Annotated in this window: 22 protein-coding genes and 2 tRNA genes; 16 read left to right on the forward strand and 8 right to left on the reverse strand. The window is 67.0% G+C overall.

Annotation, left to right across the window (positions count from 1 at the left end):
- The first annotated feature begins 203 nt into the window (after nucleotides 1-203).
- From MFF30_RS23590 to MFF30_RS23600, 3 genes are all read left to right on the forward strand, one after another.
- Nucleotides 204-938, forward strand: a complete 735-nt coding sequence (locus MFF30_RS23590; protein ID WP_238282549.1) for a helix-turn-helix transcriptional regulator — start codon at nucleotides 204-206, stop codon at nucleotides 936-938.
- A gap of 311 nt (nucleotides 939-1,249) precedes the next feature.
- Entirely contained in the window at nucleotides 1,250-1,873 is a 624-nt protein-coding gene (locus MFF30_RS23595; protein WP_238282550.1) for an acyl-homoserine-lactone synthase, read from the forward strand.
- A gap of 27 nt (nucleotides 1,874-1,900) precedes the next feature.
- Nucleotides 1,901-2,116, forward strand: coding sequence for a hypothetical protein (locus MFF30_RS23600; protein WP_238282551.1), 216 nt, complete (start codon nucleotides 1,901-1,903; stop codon nucleotides 2,114-2,116).
- A 52-nt stretch (nucleotides 2,117-2,168) separates the two neighbouring features.
- Here MFF30_RS23600 and MFF30_RS23605 read toward each other — a convergent pair whose 3' ends face one another.
- The 3 genes from MFF30_RS23605 to MFF30_RS23615 form a co-directional block, all read right to left on the reverse strand.
- A complete protein-coding gene (locus tag MFF30_RS23605; RefSeq protein ID WP_238282552.1) occupies nucleotides 2,169-2,411 on the reverse strand; it encodes a hypothetical protein in 243 nt (80 codons plus the stop codon).
- A gap of 423 nt (nucleotides 2,412-2,834) precedes the next feature.
- Nucleotides 2,835-2,919, reverse strand: a tRNA-Leu gene (locus tag MFF30_RS23610).
- Between the two features lie 118 nt (nucleotides 2,920-3,037).
- Nucleotides 3,038-3,343: a FliM/FliN family flagellar motor switch protein gene (locus tag MFF30_RS23615; RefSeq protein ID WP_238282553.1), complete on the reverse strand. Its 306-nt coding sequence runs from the start codon at nucleotides 3,341-3,343 to the stop codon at nucleotides 3,038-3,040.
- Nucleotides 3,344-3,405: 62 nt separating this feature from the next.
- Here MFF30_RS23615 and lipB point away from each other — a divergent pair, with 62 nt between their 5' ends.
- Nucleotides 3,406-4,197, forward strand: coding sequence for a lipoyl(octanoyl) transferase LipB (lipB, locus tag MFF30_RS23620; protein ID WP_373320994.1), 792 nt, complete (start codon nucleotides 3,406-3,408; stop codon nucleotides 4,195-4,197).
- Here lipB and MFF30_RS23625 read toward each other — a convergent pair.
- The 3 genes from MFF30_RS23625 to MFF30_RS23635 all read right to left on the reverse strand — a co-directional run bounded on the left by MFF30_RS23625 (nucleotide 4,194) and on the right by MFF30_RS23635 (nucleotide 5,770).
- Nucleotides 4,194-5,081 (reverse strand): cation diffusion facilitator family transporter, encoded by an 888-nt coding sequence (locus MFF30_RS23625; protein WP_238282555.1) that lies wholly within the window; start codon nucleotides 5,079-5,081, stop codon nucleotides 4,194-4,196. The genes lipB and MFF30_RS23625 overlap by 4 nt on opposite strands.
- Nucleotides 5,082-5,201: 120 nt before the next feature.
- Nucleotides 5,202-5,444 (reverse strand): hypothetical protein, encoded by a 243-nt coding sequence (locus MFF30_RS23630; RefSeq protein WP_238282557.1) that lies wholly within the window; start codon nucleotides 5,442-5,444, stop codon nucleotides 5,202-5,204.
- 83 nt (nucleotides 5,445-5,527) lie between these two features.
- The gene (locus MFF30_RS23635; RefSeq protein ID WP_238282559.1) at nucleotides 5,528-5,770 is read right to left on the reverse strand and encodes a hypothetical protein; all 243 of its coding nucleotides are present in this window, start codon (nucleotides 5,768-5,770) and stop codon (nucleotides 5,528-5,530) included.
- Between the two features lie 166 nt (nucleotides 5,771-5,936).
- Here MFF30_RS23635 and queA point away from each other — a divergent pair, with 166 nt between their 5' ends.
- From queA to MFF30_RS23665, 7 genes are all read left to right on the forward strand, one after another.
- Nucleotides 5,937-7,013 (forward strand): tRNA preQ1(34) S-adenosylmethionine ribosyltransferase-isomerase QueA, encoded by a 1,077-nt coding sequence (gene queA, locus MFF30_RS23640; protein ID WP_238282561.1) that lies wholly within the window; start codon nucleotides 5,937-5,939, stop codon nucleotides 7,011-7,013.
- A gap of 57 nt (nucleotides 7,014-7,070) precedes the next feature.
- Entirely contained in the window at nucleotides 7,071-7,553 is a 483-nt protein-coding gene (locus tag MFF30_RS23645) for a DUF4760 domain-containing protein (RefSeq protein ID WP_238282563.1), read from the forward strand.
- 29 nt (nucleotides 7,554-7,582) lie between these two features.
- Nucleotides 7,583-8,713, forward strand: a complete 1,131-nt coding sequence (tgt, locus tag MFF30_RS23650) for a tRNA guanosine(34) transglycosylase Tgt (protein WP_238282566.1) — start codon at nucleotides 7,583-7,585, stop codon at nucleotides 8,711-8,713.
- 122 nt (nucleotides 8,714-8,835) lie between these two features.
- Nucleotides 8,836-8,911 (forward strand) — tRNA-Lys (locus MFF30_RS23655).
- A 143-nt stretch (nucleotides 8,912-9,054) separates the two neighbouring features.
- On the forward strand, nucleotides 9,055-9,183 hold the full coding sequence (locus MFF30_RS26030) for a hypothetical protein (RefSeq protein WP_283205931.1): 129 nt from the start codon (nucleotides 9,055-9,057) through the stop codon (nucleotides 9,181-9,183).
- Nucleotides 9,183-11,024, forward strand: coding sequence for a hypothetical protein (locus tag MFF30_RS23660; protein ID WP_238282568.1), 1,842 nt, complete (start codon nucleotides 9,183-9,185; stop codon nucleotides 11,022-11,024). The genes MFF30_RS26030 and MFF30_RS23660 overlap by 1 nt, the downstream gene beginning before the upstream one ends.
- Nucleotides 11,025-11,592: 568 nt before the next feature.
- On the forward strand, nucleotides 11,593-12,618 hold the full coding sequence (locus tag MFF30_RS23665; RefSeq protein WP_238282570.1) for a substrate-binding domain-containing protein: 1,026 nt from the start codon (nucleotides 11,593-11,595) through the stop codon (nucleotides 12,616-12,618).
- Nucleotides 12,619-12,652: 34 nt separating this feature from the next.
- Here the strand turns inward: MFF30_RS23665 and MFF30_RS23670 are convergent, their stop codons facing one another.
- Nucleotides 12,653-13,024 carry an HU family DNA-binding protein gene (locus MFF30_RS23670; protein WP_238282572.1) on the reverse strand — a complete coding sequence of 124 codons (372 nt, stop codon included), beginning with the start codon at nucleotides 13,022-13,024 and terminating at the stop codon, nucleotides 12,653-12,655.
- Nucleotides 13,025-13,054: 30 nt separating this feature from the next.
- The gene (locus tag MFF30_RS23675; protein WP_238282580.1) at nucleotides 13,055-13,990 is read right to left on the reverse strand and encodes a LysR family transcriptional regulator; all 936 of its coding nucleotides are present in this window, start codon (nucleotides 13,988-13,990) and stop codon (nucleotides 13,055-13,057) included.
- A gap of 164 nt (nucleotides 13,991-14,154) precedes the next feature.
- On the opposite strand from MFF30_RS23675, the gene MFF30_RS23680 reads away from it, so the two are divergent.
- From MFF30_RS23680 to MFF30_RS23700, 5 genes are all read left to right on the forward strand, one after another.
- The gene (locus MFF30_RS23680) at nucleotides 14,155-15,819 is read left to right on the forward strand and encodes an OFA family MFS transporter (RefSeq protein WP_238282574.1); all 1,665 of its coding nucleotides are present in this window, start codon (nucleotides 14,155-14,157) and stop codon (nucleotides 15,817-15,819) included.
- Between the two features lie 430 nt (nucleotides 15,820-16,249).
- Nucleotides 16,250-16,558, forward strand: coding sequence for a hypothetical protein (locus tag MFF30_RS23685; RefSeq protein WP_238282576.1), 309 nt, complete (start codon nucleotides 16,250-16,252; stop codon nucleotides 16,556-16,558).
- Nucleotides 16,559-17,071: 513 nt separating this feature from the next.
- Nucleotides 17,072-17,371, forward strand: coding sequence for a hypothetical protein (locus tag MFF30_RS23690; RefSeq protein WP_238282577.1), 300 nt, complete (start codon nucleotides 17,072-17,074; stop codon nucleotides 17,369-17,371).
- Nucleotides 17,372-17,480: 109 nt separating this feature from the next.
- Nucleotides 17,481-17,708, forward strand: coding sequence for a hypothetical protein (locus MFF30_RS23695; RefSeq protein WP_238282578.1), 228 nt, complete (start codon nucleotides 17,481-17,483; stop codon nucleotides 17,706-17,708).
- Between the two features lie 106 nt (nucleotides 17,709-17,814).
- The gene (locus MFF30_RS23700; protein WP_238282579.1) at nucleotides 17,815-19,818 is read left to right on the forward strand and encodes a putative bifunctional diguanylate cyclase/phosphodiesterase; all 2,004 of its coding nucleotides are present in this window, start codon (nucleotides 17,815-17,817) and stop codon (nucleotides 19,816-19,818) included.
- The last annotated feature ends 363 nt before the right edge of the window (nucleotides 19,819-20,181 follow it).

Below are 20,181 nucleotides of genomic sequence, written 5' to 3' on the forward strand. Positions count from 1 at the left end.
AGGTCGACCGTATGGAAGCGCGAGGCTTCCATACGGTCGACCTGTTCGGATAAGCGTGGGCGGGGAGCGACGGGATGATGTTCGCGCTGAAGTTGGGTCCGAGCGGCTTCGGTTGTTGGTATGTAGGCGGCGACGGCTGCGGGTCTTGACAATCTAGAGTTATCGCAATCACTTCACAGGGCCGCGAGCAGGCGGGATGCCCGATGACCCGAAGAGCGCTGGACCAGACCCTCGACTTCCTTCGATCCCTCGATCGCACCGCGAATGTCGACGAGGTGTCGCGGCTCCTGCTGACGGAACTCGCCGATTTCGGGATTGCGCACGTCATGGCGGGGACCGTGCCGCAGCGTGGAACGCCCACGCGCCAGCAGCGCAGTCATGTCCTGTTGAACACCTTCCCGAGCGAGTGGGGCCAGCGCTACCTCGCGCGCGGCTATGCCTTTCACGATCCCACCGTGCGCCAGCTCGGCTTCAGCACCATGCCGTTCGCCTGGAGCGACCTCGGCCCTCGCGTTGCCGGCGATGCCGCGGCGCTGAAGGTGATGAACGAGGCGGGCGAGTTCGCTCTGCGGGATGGCATCACGGTTCCGCTGATGACTCTCGACGGGGATGTCGCCGGTTTCAGCCTGTCGGGGGAGCGCCTCGCCCTCGACCCGGCCGACCGGCCGATGCTCCACCTCATGGCCACCTACGCCTTCGGCCACCTCCTGCGCCTGCGCGGCCGGAACGCGGCCGTGGAGGCGGTCAAGCTGGCGCCGCGCGAGCGGGAAGCCCTGCAATGGGCGGCCGAGGGCAAGACCGACTGGGAGATCGGCGAGGTGATGGGCATCTCGACCCACGGGGTGGATTTCCATCTCCGGTCCGCCCGGACCAAGCTCGGCACCACCAACCGCACGCAGGCCGTGGCCGTCGCGCTCCGACGTGGACTGATCCACTGAGCCCACGCCCCTGAGCGGCACGGGCGACCGATACCCCCATCACCGACACGGCGCGCACGGAATGGACGGCGCGATCCGGAGCCGCGCCGGTGCGCGGTCCCGCCTCACACCGCTTCCGGGTGATGGCTTCGGCCTGCCTGCGTGCGACGTGCATCCTCTCCTTAAAGGCGAGCGAAGCCACGCCCGAACCCGAGCGATCCAAGCGGAAAGCGTATCAATCCCGCGTATCCCGACGCGATACCCTACGGGTTTCCGTAGGTTTGTGACACTCTCGAAACTGTCAGAAACGCTCCACATACGGAGGTTTCGACATGATCCACCTCGTTACAGCTGCAAATCAGCATCAGTACCGCGAAGAAATGGATCAGGCTTGGCGCCTGCGCCACGCAGTCTTCGTCGAGGAGAAAGGCTGGTCTGATCTTGCGAAGCCGGATGGTCGTGAGATCGACCAGTTCGATACGGCGGCGGCGATCCATATTCTGGCGATCGAGGAGGGCCGGGTGATCGGCTACAGCCGTCTCCTGCCCACCACGCGACCGCACCTGCTCTCGGACGTGCTGCCCCAACTTTGCGAAGGCGAACTTCCCCGCGGTCACGACACCTGGGAATGGACCCGCCAAGCCGTGGCCCGCTCGCACCGGGCGCGCGGCAAGGCCGTCAACCCGGTCTCGCTGGCGCTGCTCTCCGGCATTCTGGAATGGGGCATGGCCAACGGCGTGCGCCGGCTCGTGCTGCAGATGCCGACCCTCTACCTCCTGCACGTGGTGCAGTTGCACTTCCGCGCGCGGCCCCTCGGACTGCCGCAATCGATCAGCGGCGAGGAGATCATCGCCGCGACCGCGGAGTTCGACGAGCGCACCCTGGCGCGCCTGCGCAGTCTGCGCGGCGACTCTCGTCCGGTGCTCGCCCCGTCCTACCCCCACCTCGCAGCCTGACACACATCCCCATTTCGGAGAATTTTCATGTCCCAGACCACACGCGTCTCCGACGAGGCGACGCTGGATCTGCTCGCCAATCACTGTATCGCGGCGCGCACGATGATCGACGCGGTCGGGACCCCGGTGATGCGGCGGCTCGTCGACCTGCTCCTGTTCGAAGTCGGCGTCGCCCTCAGTGCGCCGATCACCAGAAGCGCGCAGGTCACCGCACTCCGGCCCGTCCTCGAGCCCGCCGAGTAGGTCAACAGCTCGGGTGAGCGGCAGACACCTCTCGCCCGAGCGCGCGCGGGCCTCAGCGCCCCCCGGCGCCGCCACGCATGCTGCGCTGACGGCAGGTCCGGCCCATATCCTCGAAGCCCGCCGGACAACGCCGCACGCAGGCTCCGGCGGCGTACTTCAGAGGCGGGCGGCATGCCCGGCTGAAGCGCTGCTCCTGAAATAGATAATCTTTCGCAGGGCTCTGAGCCGCTGCGGGCATCGCCGACATCATCGGCAAGGTCAGCATCAACAGGGCTGCGCGGGACAGGCGGCTCATCGGCGGTTCCAGTTCGAAAGCATGGGGCCAACCGGTGCGATGCCCACAGGTTCGATCGTCGTTACAACGCCGGCGGCAGCTCGCTCAAGCAAGCCATGCTGTGCGCATCGACGAACCTGCCGTCGCGAAAGCTGGCGGACCGGTGCGTACCCTCGATCGCGAAGCCGATTTCTCGGAGAGGGCAATGGCGTGCGCGTTCTCGATGAGCTTGCACGATCAACCCCGACCCATCCCAAGCCAGTGGCGATGAACACTGGACCGGAGATCGAGGGAGCGCAGCGATAAAGTCCCGATGCCGACGACCAGAGGCGCCCGCCGCCTGGAGAAGGCGGCCGGTCAAATCCGGTGTTGCATATTCGGGATGCCTGGAGGCGCGGTAACCGCCTCACGAAGATCGAAGGGGAAACACCAACAAAACCAAGTTGGTGCGGCCAAGAGGACTCGAACCTCCACCCCTTGCAGGACTAGCACCTCAAGCTAGCGCGTCTACCAATTCCGCCATGGCCGCATTGTCTCACCGCGTTCGCTGCGTCCGCCGCCCCGTGGGGTGAAGCGAACGATCTCTCGTGGCGCGGCGCAGCTAGTAGCAGACGAAATTTCGTCCGACAAGCGCCGCGGCAGCGGGATTAGCGGAAATCGCCGGCGCCCTCCAGAATCGGCACCGCGCCGTCGCCGATGGTCACGCCGGGCAGGCGCACGACCTCGGCCTTGCGGATCAGTTCCGTGATCTCGACGGAGATCCGGTTGCCCGTGACCACGATCTGGCCGCGGGCGATCGGGTGGTCGTTGGCGAGAATCTCGACCATATCGGTCTCGGTGGATTCGAGCTCGATCACCGCACCGCGGCCCATGCGCAACAGGATGTGCAGGGGCATGTGACTGCGCCCGAGCACCACCGTGAGATCGACCTTGAGGTCTTCGAGAACCGCCACGCGACCCGTTCCTTCCCTGGGACGTCCGGCGCGAAGCGGCGCCCGTCCCTTGCCGACTGTCCATGCGCGATGGTGAAGTCTTGGTAAACGAAACGATAACCGCCCCCCGTCTCGCCCTGCCGACGGGCCATTTCCGCGCCGGGTCGGGAGCCGGGCCGGTGGAGTGGCGCATCAGCGACGCACCGGTGCCCTACGCGGCGGCGGTGGCGGAGATGGAGGCGCGGGCCGAGGCCATCGCGTCAGGCGCGGCCCCGGAATGCGTCTGGCTGCTGGAGCACCCGGCGCTCTACACGGCGGGCACCTCGGCGCGGGAGACGGACCTCGTCGCGCCCGATCGCTTTCCCGTGCATCGCACCGGGCGGGGCGGGCAGTACACCTATCACGGCCCCGGACAGCGGGTGGCCTACGTGATGCTCGACCTCAACCGGCGCCGGCGCGACCTGCGGGCCTACGTGGCCGCCCTGGAGGCCTGGATCATCGCCACCCTGGAGGCCTTCAACGTGCGCGGCGAGCGGCGCGAAGACCGGGTCGGCGTGTGGGTCCGGCGTCCGGAGAAGGGGGCGGGCGTCGAGGACAAGATCGCGGCGATCGGCATCCGCGTACGCCGCTGGGTGAGCTTCCACGGCATCAGCCTCAACGTGGAGCCGGATCTGTCGCATTTCAGCGGCATCGTGCCCTGCGGGATTTCCGGCCACGGCGTCACCAGCCTCGTCGATCTCGGCCATCTCGTCACGCTGCCGGAGGCCGACATGGCGCTGCGCGCGGCCTTCGAGGCCGTCTTCGGCGAGACGGTCCTCGTCGAGGATCGCGCCGCAGGCCCGGGCGTCCCAGGGGGCTCGGGAGACGTACCCTAGACGACCGGTACGCCCCGCCCCTTGGCGTGCTCGGCGGGCTCCACATGGATGACCACCACGGACCCCTCGATGGCGCCCTCGATGGCCTCCTCGAGCCGGTCGCAGATCGCGTGCGAATCCTGCACCGTCATGCCCCCCGGCACGACGAGGTGGAAATCGATGAAGGTCGCCTGGCCGGCGTGCCGCGTGCGGACGTCGTGGGCCTCCAGAGCACCGACGCTGTGGAGCGAGATGAGCTCGCGGATCTTGGCCACCATCTCGGGCGGAGCCGCCCGGTCCATGAGCCCGCTCACCGACTCACGCACCATCTCCCAGCCCGACCAGAGGATGTTGAGGGCGACGAGGCCGGCAATGAGCGGATCCAGGATGGCGAGTCCGGTCGCCGTCACCAGGGCCACGCCCGCGAGGACGCCGCCGGAGGTGACGACGTCGGCCATGACGTGCCGCGCATCCGCCACCAGCGCGGGCGAGCGCCAGGCCCGGCCCCGCGCCATCAGGGCGATCGCCCAGGCCCCGTTGATCGCGGTGGCGACGCCGTTGACCGCGAGCCCGAGGAGTGGCGCGTCGAGGGGCTTGGGTGCGAGCAGGCCGTGGAAGGATTCCCGGAGGATCAGGATCGCCGCGACGATGATCAGCGCGCCCTCGATCACGGCGGAGAAATACTCCGCCTTGTGATGCCCGTAAGGGTGGTCGTCGTCGGCCGGACGCGCGGCGACCCGCAACGCGACCAGGGCGAACACCGCCGCCACCACGTTGATGATGCTCTCGAGGGCATCGGAATACAGCGCGAGACTGCCCGTCAGCCAATAGGCCGCGAACTTCAGGCCCATCACCAGCAGGCCGATTCCGGCACTGACGAGGGCGGCTTTCTGGGTACGATCCATGATGGCGTCCGGGTTCTCCCGGAGGGTCACGTCACCGCCCGGCCGGCGAGCCCATAGCGGTCGCAGCCGTGCCAAGGCCACGGCAAAGGTTGAACCCGTCGCTGAAGGATTGAGCAGCGGCTATGACGGCTCGGCCTCGGGAGGGGAGGCACCCGGCGCCCGGGCGCGTTCGCGGCTCTCGAACCGGGTCGCCTGCTCCCGGGCGCGGTCCGCTTTGCGCCGGTAGCCACGTGCCACCCAACCCCAGCGGCTCGCCGCCGCAAGGCCCTCCAGCCGAAGCGCCTCGCGCTGCCAGTAGGACACGAGTTGCCCGTCGAGGGTCACGCGCCGCTTCGCCGCCCGGACCCTGCTCCCATCGCTCATGTCGTCTCCCGCCAGCGGATACGTTGCTCACACGATGTTCGGTGCCGCGCCGTGCGGACCCGATCGTCGGAACCGACGGGCCGCTACGGAGAGGATGGCGCTTCGATCGGAACGATGTCGAGGGCCTGCGGATCCTCGGCGAAGCCGGATGTGCCGGCATCCGGCACCGGAGAGGCCGGCGTTCCGAACGGCCGGCTCGGATAGGCCTGCAGGAACTTCGCCCGGGCGTCGGGAACGTCCTCGGCCTTCAGACGCACGCAGTCGCGGTCCGGCAGCGGCCAGCGCGGATCGGCAGGGTCTCGGGGACTCACGGCAAACCAGGCCATCCGCTCTCGCTCCCTCGACGCCGCCCGCGTCTCGCCTCCGTCGCCGAGACGGTGTCGGGGTCGGGGTCGGGGTCGGGATCGGGGCCGCTCTTCCCGAGAACAGACCGGGCCCGAACCGGTTCCGCCCCCATTGATCCGGGCCACCGATCGGTGCAGTTGGCGCTCCATGCGCGTCGACCTCTTCGATTTCGAGCTGCCGGAAGCGAGCATCGCCCTGCGCCCGCCGGTGCCCCGCGATGCCGGCCGCCTCCTCGTGGTCCGCCCCGGCGAGGCCCTCGCCGACCGAAGCGTGCGCGATCTGCCGGGCCTGCTGCGGGCCGGCGACGCGCTGGTCTTCAACGACACCCGCGTGATCCCTGCGCGCCTGTCGGGCATCCGGCACCGGACCGGCTCGCCGGGTCTGCGCATGGAGGCAATGCTGCACCTGCGCGAGGCGCCGGATGCGTGGCGCGCCTTCGCTCGGCCGGGCAAGCGCCTCGCCCTCGGCGATCGCGTCGCGTTCGCCCCCCGCGCGCCCGGCGACCACGAGGCACTGGACGCCGTCATCGCGGCGAAGGGGGAGGGCGGCGAGATCGTGCTGCGCTTCGCCCTGGCCGGCCCCGCCCTCGACGCGGCCATCGCGCGGATCGGGGACCTGCCGCTGCCCCCCTACATCGCGGGCAAGCGCCCGACCGATACCCAGGACGCAACCGACTACCAGACGGTCTACGCGAGCGCGCCTGGCGCGGTGGCCGCCCCCACCGCCGGCCTGCACTTCTCGGAAGCCCTGCTGGCCGACCTCGACGCGGCGGGCATCACCCGCCACACCGTCACGCTGCACGTGGGGGCCGGCACCTTCCTGCCGGTCAAGGCGGAGGACACGGACGACCACCGCATGCATGCCGAGATCGGCATCCTCGACGCCGATACGGCTGGGGCCCTCAACGCCGCGCGCGGGGCGGGCGGCCGCGTCGTCGCGGTGGGCACCACCGCCCTGCGCCTCCTGGAGAGCGCGGCCGACGCCGACGGGACGCTGCACACGTTCTCGGGGCCCACCGAGATCTTCATCACGCCGGGCACGCGCATCCGCGCCGTCGACGCGCTGATGACCAACTTTCACCTGCCGCGCTCGACCCTGTTCATGCTGGTCTCGGCCTTCTCGGGCCTGGAGACCATGCGGGCCGCCTACGCCCACGCCATCGCGTCCGGCTACCGGTTCTATTCCTACGGGGATTCCAGCCTGCTGTTTCCGAGCGAACCTTGACGATGGGCCGATTTCCGGCTGCCTTCATCCCTTGCTTTCAAAGGAGTCTTTGAGGTCATGGAGACGAGTACGACAGAGGCCAAGGACAAGTCGAACTGGCAAGCGCAATTCGCATTCTACTTGGCTCTGATCTCAGCCGGCTTTTCTTTTTATCAATGGTGGAACAGCGAAGAAGCGACGAAGATCAATGCGACGGTGGATATCTCGCGGAAATTTTTCGAGGACAAGAATTTCGAGACTTATATGAACACGATCGGAAAAATCGGCGAGAAATTTGCCGACAACCCTCTCAAAGGCTTCGAGACCGACATCGACAGCAAGAGGAATCTGATTAAATACTTTTATCATATGGATTATATTGCATCTCTCTCGAATAGAAAGCTCATAGAACCGCGATACATGTCAGATCTATTGAAGTGCAATATTTTTCTGTCGTACTTTGTTTACGATCGATTCAAGGACAGCATATTCAAGGATGTCTCAATTAAGGATACGAAGACTTTCATCGACAAGACGCCAAAACTGAAATGTGATACGTAAAGCGTACATTTTATTTGGAAAAAAGCTCGATGCACTTTGTCTTTCATATTGACGCCACCGACGGGGCAGCGCGCACCGGCGCGATCACGATGCCACGGGGCACAATCCGAACTCCGGCCTTCATGCCGGTGGGCACGGCCGCCACCGTGAAGGCGATGTATCCGGGTCAGGTGCGGGATCTCGGTGCCGACGTTGTGCTGGGCAACACCTACCACCTGATGCTGCGCCCCGGCCCTGAGCGCATGGCGCGGCTCGGCGGCCTGCACCACTTCATGAACTGGCCGCATCCGATCCTCACGGATTCCGGGGGCTTTCAGGTGATGTCGCTCTCGGCGCTGCGGAAACTCGACGAGCAGGGTGTCACCTTCCGCTCCCACGTGGACGGCTCGACCCACCACATGAGCCCGGAGCGCTCCATCGAGATCCAGGGGCTGCTCGGCTCGGATATCCAGATGCAGCTCGACGAATGCGTGCGCCTGCCGGCCGACCACGCCACCATCGAGCGCGCCATGCATCTGTCCCTGCGCTGGGCGGAGCGCTGCCGAGTGGCCTTCGGCGAGCAGCCCGGCAAGGCGATGTTCGGCATCGTCCAGGGAGGCGACGTGCCGGCCCTGCGGGTCGAGAGCGCCCGGGCCCTGACGGATCTCGATCTCAAGGGCTACGCCATCGGCGGCCTCGCGGTGGGCGAGCCGCAGGCCGTGATGCTCGCCATGATCGAGACGGTGGAACCCTACCTGCCCGCCAACAAGCCGCGCTACCTCATGGGAGTCGGCACGCCCGACGACCTCCTGTGCTCGGTGGCGCGCGGCATCGACATGTTCGACTGCGTGATGCCGACCCGCGCCGGCCGCCACGGCCTCGCCTATACCCGCCACGGCCGGATCAACCTGCGCAACGCCCGCCACGCCGAGGACACGCGCCCCCTCGACGAGGCCTCTGCCTGCCCGGCGGCCCGCGACTATTCCCGCGCCTACCTGCACCACCTCGTGCGCAGCGACGAGATCCTTGGCATGATGCTGCTGACCTGGAACAACTTGTCCTACTACCAGGACCTGATGGCGGGGATGCGCCGCGCCATTGCCGAAGGGCGCCTCGCCGCCTTCAGCGAGGAGACCCGCGCCGCCTGGGCCCGCGCGGAAGCCGAGCGCGCCGCCCCGTGAGGCGGGATCGCGGACGGGCGACCGCAATCCCGGTTGACCCCATACCGCCGAGCCCCTATTGCGGGCCACGCTGTCCGACACGGCCCGGCCCCACAGGCGCCGCGGCCCCGATCGTCGGATGCGAGCGCGTAGCTCAGTTGGTAGAGCAACGGACTTTTAATCTGTAGGTCTTGGGTTCGAGCCCCAACGCGCTCACCACTAGTTCAGCCCGCTTTGTCGATGACATGGCGGGCTTTTCCATGCGCAACGGCTTGCCTGATTGTGTTGCATGGACTGCAACACACATGTGGTTTCACGAGAGGTTACGCCTTCGGCTCCGACAACGTCTGGAGCTCTAGGTTTTGACGGTCGGCACCCTTGCGAACGCCGCGATCAAGGTGACAACGGACGCCAAGCAGGGCGTGATCCACCCCCTGACAGCCCGCCTGAACACCCTCAGCCCCGACAACGCCGAAGGGATCGTGCCGTAATGAAGAACCGTCTCCTCGCACCCCTCGCGATGCTGCTGGCCCTCGTCGCGCCGGCTGTTGCCCTCGAGATCAAGTCCGACACTCGGCCGGGGGCGCTCCCCCCGCTCACGGCGCCGGGTGATACTGCCATCAACCGCACTGATCGAACGCAGTTTTTCCGGAACGCGGACGGCTCGATGGTGGACGGTTCGCTCCTGAACGCTCTACCCTCTGGCCGCAAGGCGGTGGAGCAGAGCGACGAGACCGATCTATCCACCATCCCCTCCGGTGGCCGCCCGCCCCAGACGATCGCGCGGCGCTTCTCAAACCGCGTGAACCCGTTCGACAAAATCCCGGATGAACTTCGGGACGGGGTTATCTCCGGCAGCAACGGGGTCGACTTGACGGCCTACCTGCGCGCGATGCTGGCACTGGATCTGCCTGTCGATCTACCATGCGGAAGCTACCGCTTTCGGGGAAAGCTGACGGTGCGCGCGAATCAATACCTCGGTGGCGCAGGGTTCGGATGCACTAAGCTCGTGGTCGGCTATCGCAACGTCAACGGTGTGGATGTCCCCGACCTCGAGGCGGGCACCACCGCCCTGGTCGAACTCGAAACCAACGCGCAGTTCCGTGACCTGCAGATAATGCTCGCCCAGCCGGACACGGCGAATCGCGCGAGGTTGGTGGCGTACCCGGTGGCCCTGGACGTCAGCAAGGCATCCTCGGGCATCCTGGCGAACCTCCTGATCGGTGGGGCGATCGACGGGCTCGTGTGCGGAGGTAACTGCGGCGGCCTCAGCCTGGACAACATCTGGATCGGGGCGGCGAACAGGCACTTCGTCTTCGACGGCGCCCTGAACTACGTCTTCGGGTCGAAACTGATGGCCTGGCCGATCGGCTTTAAGACGCAAAACCTTCTCAAATTATACAACGACGGGCAAGGCACTTGCTTGGAAATGGGCAAGGTCGAGGCCTACGCGATTGAGGGTATCTCCTGCTCGGCCACCAAGATCCGGTTCTGGGCAGGTAGGAACGGTGGCGGCAGCTTCGGCAACATCGGCCTGCTCAATCTTGATGCCAACGGCTCCACCCTAAACACAGAGCCGGGCTCTGGTCAGATCAACGTCGGCACGCTCTATAGTACGAAGAACGCCGCCGCCGCACAGACCCTCGCCATGGGGCGCGTGGCGAACATCGCGGGTGGCCGGGTCAACATCGGCAACATCGATGTCGACGCCAACGGTACCAACGCCGCGCAGACCGTCTTTCTTGACAGCATCCTGGTGAGTGGGGGGGCGCTCAACATCGGGTCGGGTAGCATCCTGCAACGGCGCGGCGAGGCGCGAGCCATCCTGGCGACCAGCGGCCGGGTGTCGTTCGGCGCGGTGTCATTTGAAAGCGGCAACGCCAACGGCTACGGCCGGAGCGTGCCCTACGTCGAGCAGGGCGGGACGGCCGAGGTAGATTTCGGCGCGGCGTCTTTCAGGCGCAGGGACAACGACAGCGGCTTGGCCGTGAAGTTCGGCACGGATACCTCCGGCAATCGGATCGACCCTGGCCAGCTGCACGGCTGGGACATGTCGATCGCAACCCGGAACAAAGGCCGCTACGGCGATGCGACGCTTCAATTGACCCTGGACGCGATGGGCGAAGGGTCCGTTGGCCACGGGTATTCAGGCGATAGTCCTTTCCGAAAGTTTGTCCCCGTCGCAATTGTGAAGAAAGCCTCGGAGGCCCTGACGATCCTCATCCCCTCAACCAACCTGATGGTGGATTCCGGCGCCATCTACGTGCGGGGGCTTGGCGCCGCTTTCGCCGGTGCCACCGTTTACGTGCAGACTCGGCCGACAGGGCTGTAACAGCACGCCCCAGTCTGAGCCAGATTCCTCCCAGGTGCTGTCGCGAGTTCATCCGCGATGACCGCGACCCGGCAGGCGTTCGCCGAAACAGGCGTGGCCTTGGACGGCGCACCACCATCACGAGCCCGGAGGGATCGGCGCCGCCGCGAGGCATTCGCTTCCGCACCGCCCACTTGGCCTAGACCGCCACGGTCGATATCGGCAACGCCCCGACACGCAACGTCAGGATTTCCGGTACGGCGATGATCAAAAGCTTCAGGACCGTCCCGCATGCCGAAGTCCCGGGCGTGACCAGCATCACCGCCGCGCTCGGGATCGCCTACGCGGTCGACAGCGCCAAGGTGCAGTCGAGGTACTGACCGGTAAGCCTCGCCAGCCTCATCGTCGGGCGAGAACACCCCGCGTTGAAGGGGCGTCGTTCAGGGCTCGGCACGTATCGCCCTGCGCGACACCCGGGTGATCGGGGCGCCACCTCGTCGAATTGCTCCGGCTCTTCATGCTAACCGTGGATCCAGGGGCCGGGCTCGTGCACGGTCATCTTCCGAAACCATGCAGCGGCACGTCGATCATGACATCCAATCCCGGTGACGGTGCGCTGTCCGTGGAACTCGGCCTCGGCGGCACGATCACGGTGGGGGCGCAGCGCATCGCGATCGCCGAGATCGTGTCGATTCTCGAAGCCATCGCGGAATCGGGGTCCGTCCAGGGCGTCGCCACCGAACTCGGCCTTTCCTACCGAGCGGCCTGGGAGCGGCTGCGGACCCTCGAGGCCGCGCTCGGCCATCAACTCGTGCAGAAGACGCGCGGGCACGGCAGTACGCTGACCCCGACGGGCGTACGGTTGCGCGAGGCCCTCGCGACAGCCCAGGCGAGTCTCGCCGCTCCGATGGCGCGTGAAGCGCGGGCGATCCGAACCCGGCTCGATCCTATCCTGAGTGGTCGGCGGCGCCCCCTCGCGCTGGTGGCAAGCCACGATCTACTCATCATGGACGTCGCGGCGAGCTGGCCCGAACTCGTTCTGACCGTCGCGGGGAGCGAGGAAGCCCTCGCTCGCCTCGAGGACGCGCGTGCCGATGGGGCGGGGTTTCACTGCGGTTCGCTCGACAGTGCCGGTGCGGGCGCGGCCTATCCCGAACTCGCCGATCGTCCGAGCTTACGAATCCGCCCGCTGTTCGAACGCGAGCAAGGTCTGATGCTGGCCGCCGGCAACCCCCTTGGCATCCGGACCATCACGGATCTCGCGGAGCGGGACATCCGCTACGTCAATCGGCAGAAAGGATCGGGCACCCGCGCATGGTTCGACCGGCTGCTGGCAGAGCACGGGATCCGGGACGATCGCATCCCGGGCTACGCCACCGAGGAGTTCACCCATCAGGCCGTGGCGGCCGTGATCGCCTACGGCGCGGCCGATGCCGGCCTGGGTGCACGTGCGGCTGCGGACCGCTTCGGCCTCGATTTCCTTCCCGTCGGCTGGGAACGGTACTACCTCGCCACGGCGCACTCGCTTCCGGAGGCGGCCTTCGACGCGCTCGCAGCCGCCCTCGCCGAGCGCGCCAGGGTGACGCCAGGGTATCGGCCGGTGAACTCACGCTGATCCGGGCCTGTGGTCGTCCCCGACGTCACCCGGCCTACGGGTGAGAGGGCGATGCGTCGGTCGATGCGTGCCCGTTCAGGCGCAGCCTGACCGCGGCGATCTTGCGGTCGACGATCGTCCGGGCGGCGACGTCCTCGACGTGACGTTTGATGGATTTCGCCGGCTTGAACGAGATCAGGCGCCGGTCGCCGATCTGGATCGGGCGCTTGGTGTACGGGTTGAGGCCCGAATGCGATCGACGTGAGAAGGGGGCGAAGACCCCGAATCCGCGAAGCTCGACACGGTCTCCCGCCGTGAGCGCATCGCCGATCCTCTGGAGGATCGCGCTCACCACCGCGTCGATCTCCGCCTCGCTCAGGTGCGGAGAGCGGCCGGCGATGCGCGCGACGAGCCCGGATCGAACCATGTCAAATCCCGTATGGTCGAAAGGCGGCGGTCACTGCGCGGCACAGGACCGGAGCGCCTGCGCCGAGAGCGCACCGTCGCCCAGGGTTCGGGCGACCTGCCGACAGAGGCCGACGAGGGCGGCGACCATCGGCGTCGCGGGTTCCCGCTCCGGTACGACGATCCCGACCGTTTGCCGGATGTCCGGCTCCACGATGGGAATGGCCCGCAGCCCCGGGAGGGGCCCGAGGGCCTCGGTGAGCACGGCCGGCATGATGCTCGCCCAGCGCAGAGTCCGAACATGGCTCATCAGGACGATCATCGAGTTGGACTCGAGGGCGGGCGCCGGCTCGATGCCGCTCGCCCTGATCTGCTGATCGATGATGCGCCGGTTCTGGAGATCGGGCGTCGGCAGGCAGAGAGGGGTCCGACCGACCTCCGCCCAGGTGATGCGGTCCATCCCGTCGTGCAGGCCGCCGACCGCTGTCAGCAGTTGGTATCGCTCCCGGAACAGCGGGATTGCCGTGAGCCGGCCGAACGGTTCACCGTCGAGGTAGGTGAGGCCCGCATCGGCCTCCAGGTTCTCGATGCGGTCGAGGATGTCGTCGGACGTCGCCGACAGGACGCTGAGGCGGACGTCTGGATAACGCAGATGATAGGGCACGGTGAGGGCCGCGATCATCGGCAGGACCGTCGGGATCGCGGCGATCCGCAGGTGGCCCGCGGGACCTCGCCGCAGGGTCGCGACGTCCTCGCGCATCGCGCGCGTGTCAGCGACGATCCGGCGGGCCCAGGCCAGGACGCGCTCGCCCTCCGGCGTGAAGCCCTGGAAACGGGAACCGCGTTGGACGAGCCGCGTGCCGAGCTGGCCCTCGAGGCGCTTCACCCCGGCGGACAGCGTCTGCTGCGTCACGTGGCACGCTTCGGCTGCGCGCCCGAAGTGCTGCTCGCGCGACAGGGCGAGAAGGAGATCCAGCTTGTCGATCAAGGGTCCGAACCAGACGCGCGGTGCCATTGGACCGCGCACCATCGGATGTAGAGATCCACTTTGTTGCGTTCAATAAGAAAGCGCCTTCCAATTTGCCACGTTCTCGCTCCTGCTTTAATCCGGATGGCGTGATCGACACGACGGACCGTGCCGGAGAAGCCAGGATGAACGTTCGCGTCGGTGTCGCCTCCCCGGAGGATTCGGGCCTGGCCCCGTGGCTCTCGCGCGAGCGGATCGTCGCGCGGGCCGGCTTCAATCGCTGGCTCGTGCCGCCGGCGGCCCTGGCGATCCACCTCTGCATCGGGATGTCCTACGGATTGTCGGTCTTCTGGCTACCGCTGTCCCGGGCCCTGAGCGTGGGTCAGCCGGCCGCCGCGGCATGCCCCGAGATGAGCACCGCGACGGCCCTGTTCACGACGACCTGCGACTGGCGCGTCAGCGACCTCGTCATCGTCTTCTCCATCGGCATCGTCATGCTCGGCCTGTCGGCGGCGGTGTTCGGCGGCTGGCTAGAGCGAGCCGGCCCGCGCAAGGCGGGGCTCGCGGCGGCCCTGTGCTGGGGCGGCGGCTTCCTCGTCGGCGCCCTTGGGGTCTACCTGCACCAGCTCTGGCTCATCTGGCTCGGTATGGGGCTGATCGGCGGCATCGGCCTCGGGCTCGGCTACATCTCGCCGGTCTCGACCCTGGTGAAGTGGTTTCCCGACCGGCGCGGCATGGCCACCGGCATGGCCATCATGGGCTTCGGCGGCGGCGCCATGATCGGCTCACCCCTCGCGACCCTGCTCATCAACACCTTCAAGACGCCGTCCTCGGCCGGCGTCTGGGAGACGCTGGCGGTGATGGGGTGCCTCTACATCCTGGCGATGCTCTGCGGCGCCTTCGGCTACCGGGTGCCGCCCGCCGGCTGGCAGCCTCCGGGCTGGACGGCACCGGTCTCGAAGAGCGCCATGATCACGTCCAGCCACGTCCACCTCGACAAGGCCCACCGCACCCCGCAATTCTGGCTCCTCTGGGCGGTACTCTGCCTCAACGTCTCGGCGGGCATCGGTGTGCTCGCGCTCGCCTCGCCGATGCTGCAGGAGATCTTCGGCGGCGCGTTGATCGGGCAACCGGGCCTCGGCTTCGCGCAACTCGACGCTGGTCAGAGGACGCAGATCGCCGCCGTCGCGGCCGGTTTCGTCGGCCTGCTCTCGCTGTTCAACATCCTGGGCCGCTTTTTCTGGGCCTCCCTATCGGACAGGATCGGGCGCAAGCTCACTTACGCGACGTTCTTCGCCCTCGGCTGCGTCCTCTACGCGGCGGCACCCTGGGCGGCGGGAATCGGATCGAAGGCGCTCTTCGTGACCTTCTTCTGCGTGATCCTGTCGATGTATGGCGGCGGTTTCGCCACGATCCCGGCCTACCTCGCCGACGTCTTCGGGACCCAGTTCGTCGGGGCGATCCACGGCCGGCTCCTCACCGCCTGGTCGACGGCAGGCGTGGTCGGCCCGTTCGTGGTCACGGCGATCCGTCAGGCGCAGGTGGATGCCGGCATCCAGGGCGCCGAACTCTACACGCGGACGATGTACATCCTGGCGGCCTTCCTGGCGGCCGGCTTCGTGGCCAACCTCCTGGTGCGCCCCCTGGCCGCGCGCTGGTTCATGAGCGAATCCGAATTGGCGAGCGTCGCGAAGGGCGGTATCGCCGCAGGTCCGGGACGGGGCGGAGATTCCGGGATCGGTCGCGGGGGCCTGAACGCGGGCGCGCTGCTCGCTTGGCTCGCCGTGGGGATCCCCATCGCCTGGGGAATCTGGACCACACTGGCGAAGGCGCTCATCCTCTTCGGCTGACGCGCGAAACACCCGAGCTGGCGAGTTCGGGCAGGCCAGACCCGTTCGGCGATCACGATCGCGTGGCCGCCCCGCGCAGTCTCGCAAAGCGCTGCCGTGCGCGGGCGGCAGCCTCCGGAACCGCGCTTCCGGTCACCACGCCACCGTGGGTCATTGCTGCAAGGCGTAGCGCGCGGGTGTCCCCACCGCATGAGCCGGTCGTTCGACCAAGATCGTCACGGGGTGTCGAGGCGGCGATGGCAACGCATGGCGACCCTTCCGGGGTGCGCCCATCGCTGGCGCACCCATCCCCGAAAGCGGACGTTTTTGCGGGACAGCAAAAAAGCGTGCACCGCAACCGACGGAGCGTTACCGTAGCGCTGAAGATTCGACGTCACGATGTGCCGGTAACAATGGCTGCGGGACGCCACAGGCGAAGGTCATAACGTTCATGGCAATCAACTTCGTTCGAAAAATCGGTAGTTTGTCGCGCCGCAAACCCGTTCTACGTTTCTTCGACGAGGGATACTACCTGAGGGAGTATCCGTATGTTGCCGACCACGAACTCAGCCCGGTCGAGCACTATCTTTTGATCGGCTGGAAGGAGCGGAACGACCCAGGTCCGGACTTCAGCACGCGGGGATATCTCGACGCCAATCCGGATGTCGCAGCGATCCGGGTGAACCCGCTCCTGCATTTCCTTCAGAACGGGATCGTCGAAGGTCGTAAGGGCTGGGAGAAGACGGCCCGGGGCGTCTGATACCAAACCTCGGTGCGGCGGACCCATCGCGGTCCGCCGACGCCAGGGCAGGGCGGCTTTCGTCCGCCGGACCTTGGGCGAGCCTGACCGATGGGGCAGGCTCCCGAAGACTTCGGATGAGATCCGTTGTGGTCTCGCAAATCGCCGGAGCTTGGTGCCGACCGCTGCTCCGGTCGAATCTCGAACGAGCAATGCGACGATCGTGCCCCGGACTCGGTCCGGCGAATCGCGCCTCTGCCGCCGCCGCCGTTCCCTACCGACCAGGAAACGGTTGCGCTCGACATCGCCCCCCCGGCTCGAACGACTCCAGCAACCGCTGACGGTATCCGTCCATGACGGCATACGGGAACGCTGCGTCCCACGGGCAACGCTCGTCGCACGTCGAGCCTCCCCCTCAAAAGCGAAATCTCTGGATAGTTCGTATTTGAGTTGCGAAATTCGCTTCTTTGAAACAATCTTGAAGCGAGTTTGCAATTGATATGTCTCGTTCGTCCCTGATCCGGAGAAGGAAGCATGACCGCACGAGCCTGGAACCACATCGAGCCCGCCCCTCAGGATCTGTTCGGGTTCATCGCGATCGACGAACACACCCACAAGGGCTGCGTCATCCAGGAGGCGACGGATCTGGGAGCGCGTCTCGTGATGATCGACGCCGATGCGGTGCCGGGCGACTTCATTCTGTACTCGTTCTCCTTCGAGAAAGCGCTGCCGTGCAAGGCCGTCTCGCGCGACGACGAGGTGATCACGGCTTGGTTCAACTGCGACCTCACCGATCCGGGATGCGAGCCGCCCGCCGGAGCGCGGAATGGCTGAGGGAGCGGCCATAGAAGTTTCGCCCAGCACAGCCGACACATGGTCCGAGCGTTGCCACGCGGAGATCTCGGCGGCGGCCCGAAACGCGTCCAGCTTCGCGGAGAAACGATTGAGCCCGCGCTATCCGGCGACCAACGCCGCATTGATCCGGACGGAGTTCGGGAATCCCGTCAGTTGCACCCTGGTCGACCGATCCGAGGGGGGCGCCCGCCTGAAGGTCCTCAGCGTGCTCGGGATCCCGGAGGCATTCGTCCTCTGCGTGGGAGCGGAGCAGTTGCGGGTTCGCGTCGCCTGGCGCAGCCCGAGCGAGATCGGCGTGGCCTTCGTGGTCGAGTAGGGCCCGGCCCGTCCACGAATTCGGGCGCGCGCCTGCCCGCCGCAATCTTGCGTCAACGGACCGTTACGATGTTCCCGGCTATGACCCGCCAGTGAAAGGTATGGCCATGCCGAAGCTTCATCACGCGGCCAGCGTGCTCGACGGCGCCGATCGCGGTCTCGGCAAGCAAATTCGCCGGGATCAGCTGGAAGCTGTTCGATCCAGCGTCCTGAACGCCATTCCCATCAACATGATTCTCGGCGTGACAGCGACACTGGTTGCTGTCCATACGGGCATCGGCCTGCTCGGAGCGAGCTGGCTGGCGGCCTCGACGAGCGTCAACATCCTTCGCATCGCCCTGTGCCGCGCACCCTGCCTCGGGCTGTCCCTGTCCGAGGGGATGCCACCCGAGATGGCGCAGGCGGCGGAACGGTCGGTCGACGACCACCTGCGTCTTGCCTGCCTCATCGCCTTCCTGTCCGGCCTCGTCTGGGCCTGCCTGCCTATCCTCTGCGACGGATATCGCTCGAGCCATGCGATGTTCTACCTGACGGTGACCTGTGGCATCACCGCAGGCGCGGTGACGCATGGGATCGCCTACGCCCGTATCCCGACCTGCTTCATCGTGCCTCCGCTGCTATCCGTGGCGGGCTGCCTCGTCGCACAGGGCGCGTTCGAGAGTCTGTGCCTGGCCGCGACGGTCCTGCTCTACCTCTTTGCGCTGGTTCGGAGCGCGGCGAAGACCGAGCGAAGCTTTCGGGAATCGAGCCGGTTGAAGCACGAGGCCCGGGCCCTGGCCCTGGCGAGCGACCGGGCTCATGCCGGCGCCCAGGAACTGGCCGACCAGATGAGCCACCGGGCCATGCACGATGGCCTCACGGGATTGCTCAACCGGGCCGGCTTCGAACGGAAGGCCGAGGCGATCGTCGGCGGCGAGACCGAATGCTGCCTGCTGCTCCTGGATCTGGATGGCTTCAAGTCGGTCAACGACCTCTATGGACACAAGCGTGGCGACGGGGTCCTGATCGAGGTGGCGCGCCGCATCGAGGGTGTGCTGCCCCCGCGCTGCCTGACGGCGCGTTTCGGCGGGGATGAATTCGCCATTCTCTATCCACTGACGGACGGAGCGATCGCGCCCGCGGATCTGGCCCATCGTCTGATCCGGACCGTGGCGGATCGCTTCGAGACGTTCGATGCCGGACGGCTCGGCCTAAGCATCGGCGTCTGCCACCTGACGGGCACCACCCTGACCGAGATGCTGAGCTGCGCCGACGAGGCCCTCTACGTCGCCAAGGCGTCCGGTCGCAACCGCCACCACACCTTCGACGAAGCGCTGCGCGCGCGCGCCACGATCCGGCGCGACAGCAAGCGCGACCTGCCCCAGGCTCTCACGGACGGGCACCTGGAAGTGTGGTTCCAGCCGATCTACCGGCGGAGCGACCAGCGGATCGCCTGCTTCGAGGCACTCCTGCGCTGGCGCCACCCCGTCCACGGCTGGATCGCGCCGCCCGACATCCTGACGGCCGCCGCGCTGTCGGGCCTGACCGAGTCCCTGTTGCGCTTCATCCTCGAGAACGTCTGCGACCTGATGGTCGCCCTGGGCCGTGAGGGCCGAGACGACGTCAGCGTCGCGTTGAACGTATCACCGCGCGAGATGGCGCAGATCCCGGTCGACGAGATCATTCTCCAGCGCCTCCAGGCCCGGGGCTTGCCGCCGAGCCGACTGGAGATCGAGATCACGGAGGAGACGGCCCTCGACATCAAGGCCGTCCAGAGCAAGCTCGCGGCACTCACGGAAGCCGGCATCCGCATCGCGCTCGACGATTTCGGAACCGGCTACTCCTCGCTCGCCTCACTGCGGCGATTGGGGACACGGCGCGTCAAGATCGACCGCAGCCTCGTGACGGGACTGAGTGAATCCGAGGATCAGCGCGGCATGATCCAGGCCGTCCTCAGCCTGGGCCGCGCCCTCGACCTCGAGGTGGTCGCCGAAGGCATCGAGGGTGAAGCGGATCTGCGAACCCTCACGGGGATGGGATGCCCGTTCCTGCAGGGCTATCACCTCGGCCGGCCGATACCGGCGGCGGAGGCGCTGCGCCTCGAATCCAGGCTCGTTCTGGACGCGGCTTGACGCAGCAGGGTGACGAGGCTGCCGATGCGAAGACCGTCCCGTCGCGACAGGCTGGACGAGACCCTGGCCCACACCCACACGTGAGCCGCGCATCCATGTCGCGGTCCGCATTCTTGGCATACCAGAACTGCAAAGCTGTGGCTGGTGTCGCCCGGGCGCTGGCGTAGAACCGAACCACGCTTTCCTCCCGAAGCGATCCTTGTCCCGCCCGGCTTCGGCCGTGGCGGGTTTTTGTTTCGATCCGGCCGACCTGTCGCTCGGGAGCGGTGTCGGGGCTTTCAATGCTGGCATACCACGTGAGAGAGTGCGTACGTTCCTTCCCAGGAACAGTGACGCACACCTTCACCCGCCCGGCTTCGGCCG

It is taken from the genome of Methylobacterium goesingense, assembly GCF_022179225.1.
Taxonomy (GTDB): Bacteria; Pseudomonadota; Alphaproteobacteria; order Rhizobiales; family Beijerinckiaceae; genus Methylobacterium; species Methylobacterium goesingense.

What these genes read in the sequence shown, in the direction of transcription:
- MFF30_RS23660 (WP_238282568.1), top strand. Translation starts at nt 9,183, where the DNA reads ATGAAGAACCGTCTCCTCGCACCCCTCGCGATGCTGCTGGCCCTCGTC.
- MFF30_RS23645 (WP_238282563.1), top strand. Translation starts at nt 7,071, where the DNA reads ATGGAGACGAGTACGACAGAGGCCAAGGACAAGTCGAACTGGCAAGCG.
- MFF30_RS23595 (WP_238282550.1), top strand. Translation starts at nt 1,250, where the DNA reads ATGATCCACCTCGTTACAGCTGCAAATCAGCATCAGTACCGCGAAGAA.
- MFF30_RS23625 (WP_238282555.1), bottom strand. Translation starts at nt 5,081, where the DNA reads ATGGATCGTACCCAGAAAGCCGCCCTCGTCAGTGCCGGAATCGGCCTG.
- MFF30_RS23635 (WP_238282559.1), bottom strand. Translation starts at nt 5,770, where the DNA reads ATGGCCTGGTTTGCCGTGAGTCCCCGAGACCCTGCCGATCCGCGCTGG.
- MFF30_RS23665 (WP_238282570.1), top strand. Translation starts at nt 11,593, where the DNA reads ATGACATCCAATCCCGGTGACGGTGCGCTGTCCGTGGAACTCGGCCTC.
- MFF30_RS23685 (WP_238282576.1), top strand. Translation starts at nt 16,250, where the DNA reads ATGGCAATCAACTTCGTTCGAAAAATCGGTAGTTTGTCGCGCCGCAAA.
- MFF30_RS23670 (WP_238282572.1), bottom strand. Translation starts at nt 13,024, where the DNA reads ATGGTTCGATCCGGGCTCGTCGCGCGCATCGCCGGCCGCTCTCCGCAC.
- MFF30_RS23690 (WP_238282577.1), top strand. Translation starts at nt 17,072, where the DNA reads ATGACCGCACGAGCCTGGAACCACATCGAGCCCGCCCCTCAGGATCTG.
- queA (WP_238282561.1), top strand. Translation starts at nt 5,937, where the DNA reads ATGCGCGTCGACCTCTTCGATTTCGAGCTGCCGGAAGCGAGCATCGCC.
- tgt (WP_238282566.1), top strand. Translation starts at nt 7,583, where the DNA reads ATGCACTTTGTCTTTCATATTGACGCCACCGACGGGGCAGCGCGCACC.
- MFF30_RS23680 (WP_238282574.1), top strand. Translation starts at nt 14,155, where the DNA reads ATGAACGTTCGCGTCGGTGTCGCCTCCCCGGAGGATTCGGGCCTGGCC.
- lipB (WP_373320994.1), top strand. Translation starts at nt 3,406, where the DNA reads ATGCGCGATGGTGAAGTCTTGGTAAACGAAACGATAACCGCCCCCCGT.
- MFF30_RS23605 (WP_238282552.1), bottom strand. Translation starts at nt 2,411, where the DNA reads ATGAGCCGCCTGTCCCGCGCAGCCCTGTTGATGCTGACCTTGCCGATG.
- MFF30_RS23600 (WP_238282551.1), top strand. Translation starts at nt 1,901, where the DNA reads ATGTCCCAGACCACACGCGTCTCCGACGAGGCGACGCTGGATCTGCTC.
- MFF30_RS23630 (WP_238282557.1), bottom strand. Translation starts at nt 5,444, where the DNA reads ATGAGCGATGGGAGCAGGGTCCGGGCGGCGAAGCGGCGCGTGACCCTC.
- MFF30_RS23590 (WP_238282549.1), top strand. Translation starts at nt 204, where the DNA reads ATGACCCGAAGAGCGCTGGACCAGACCCTCGACTTCCTTCGATCCCTC.
- MFF30_RS23700 (WP_238282579.1), top strand. Translation starts at nt 17,815, where the DNA reads ATGCCGAAGCTTCATCACGCGGCCAGCGTGCTCGACGGCGCCGATCGC.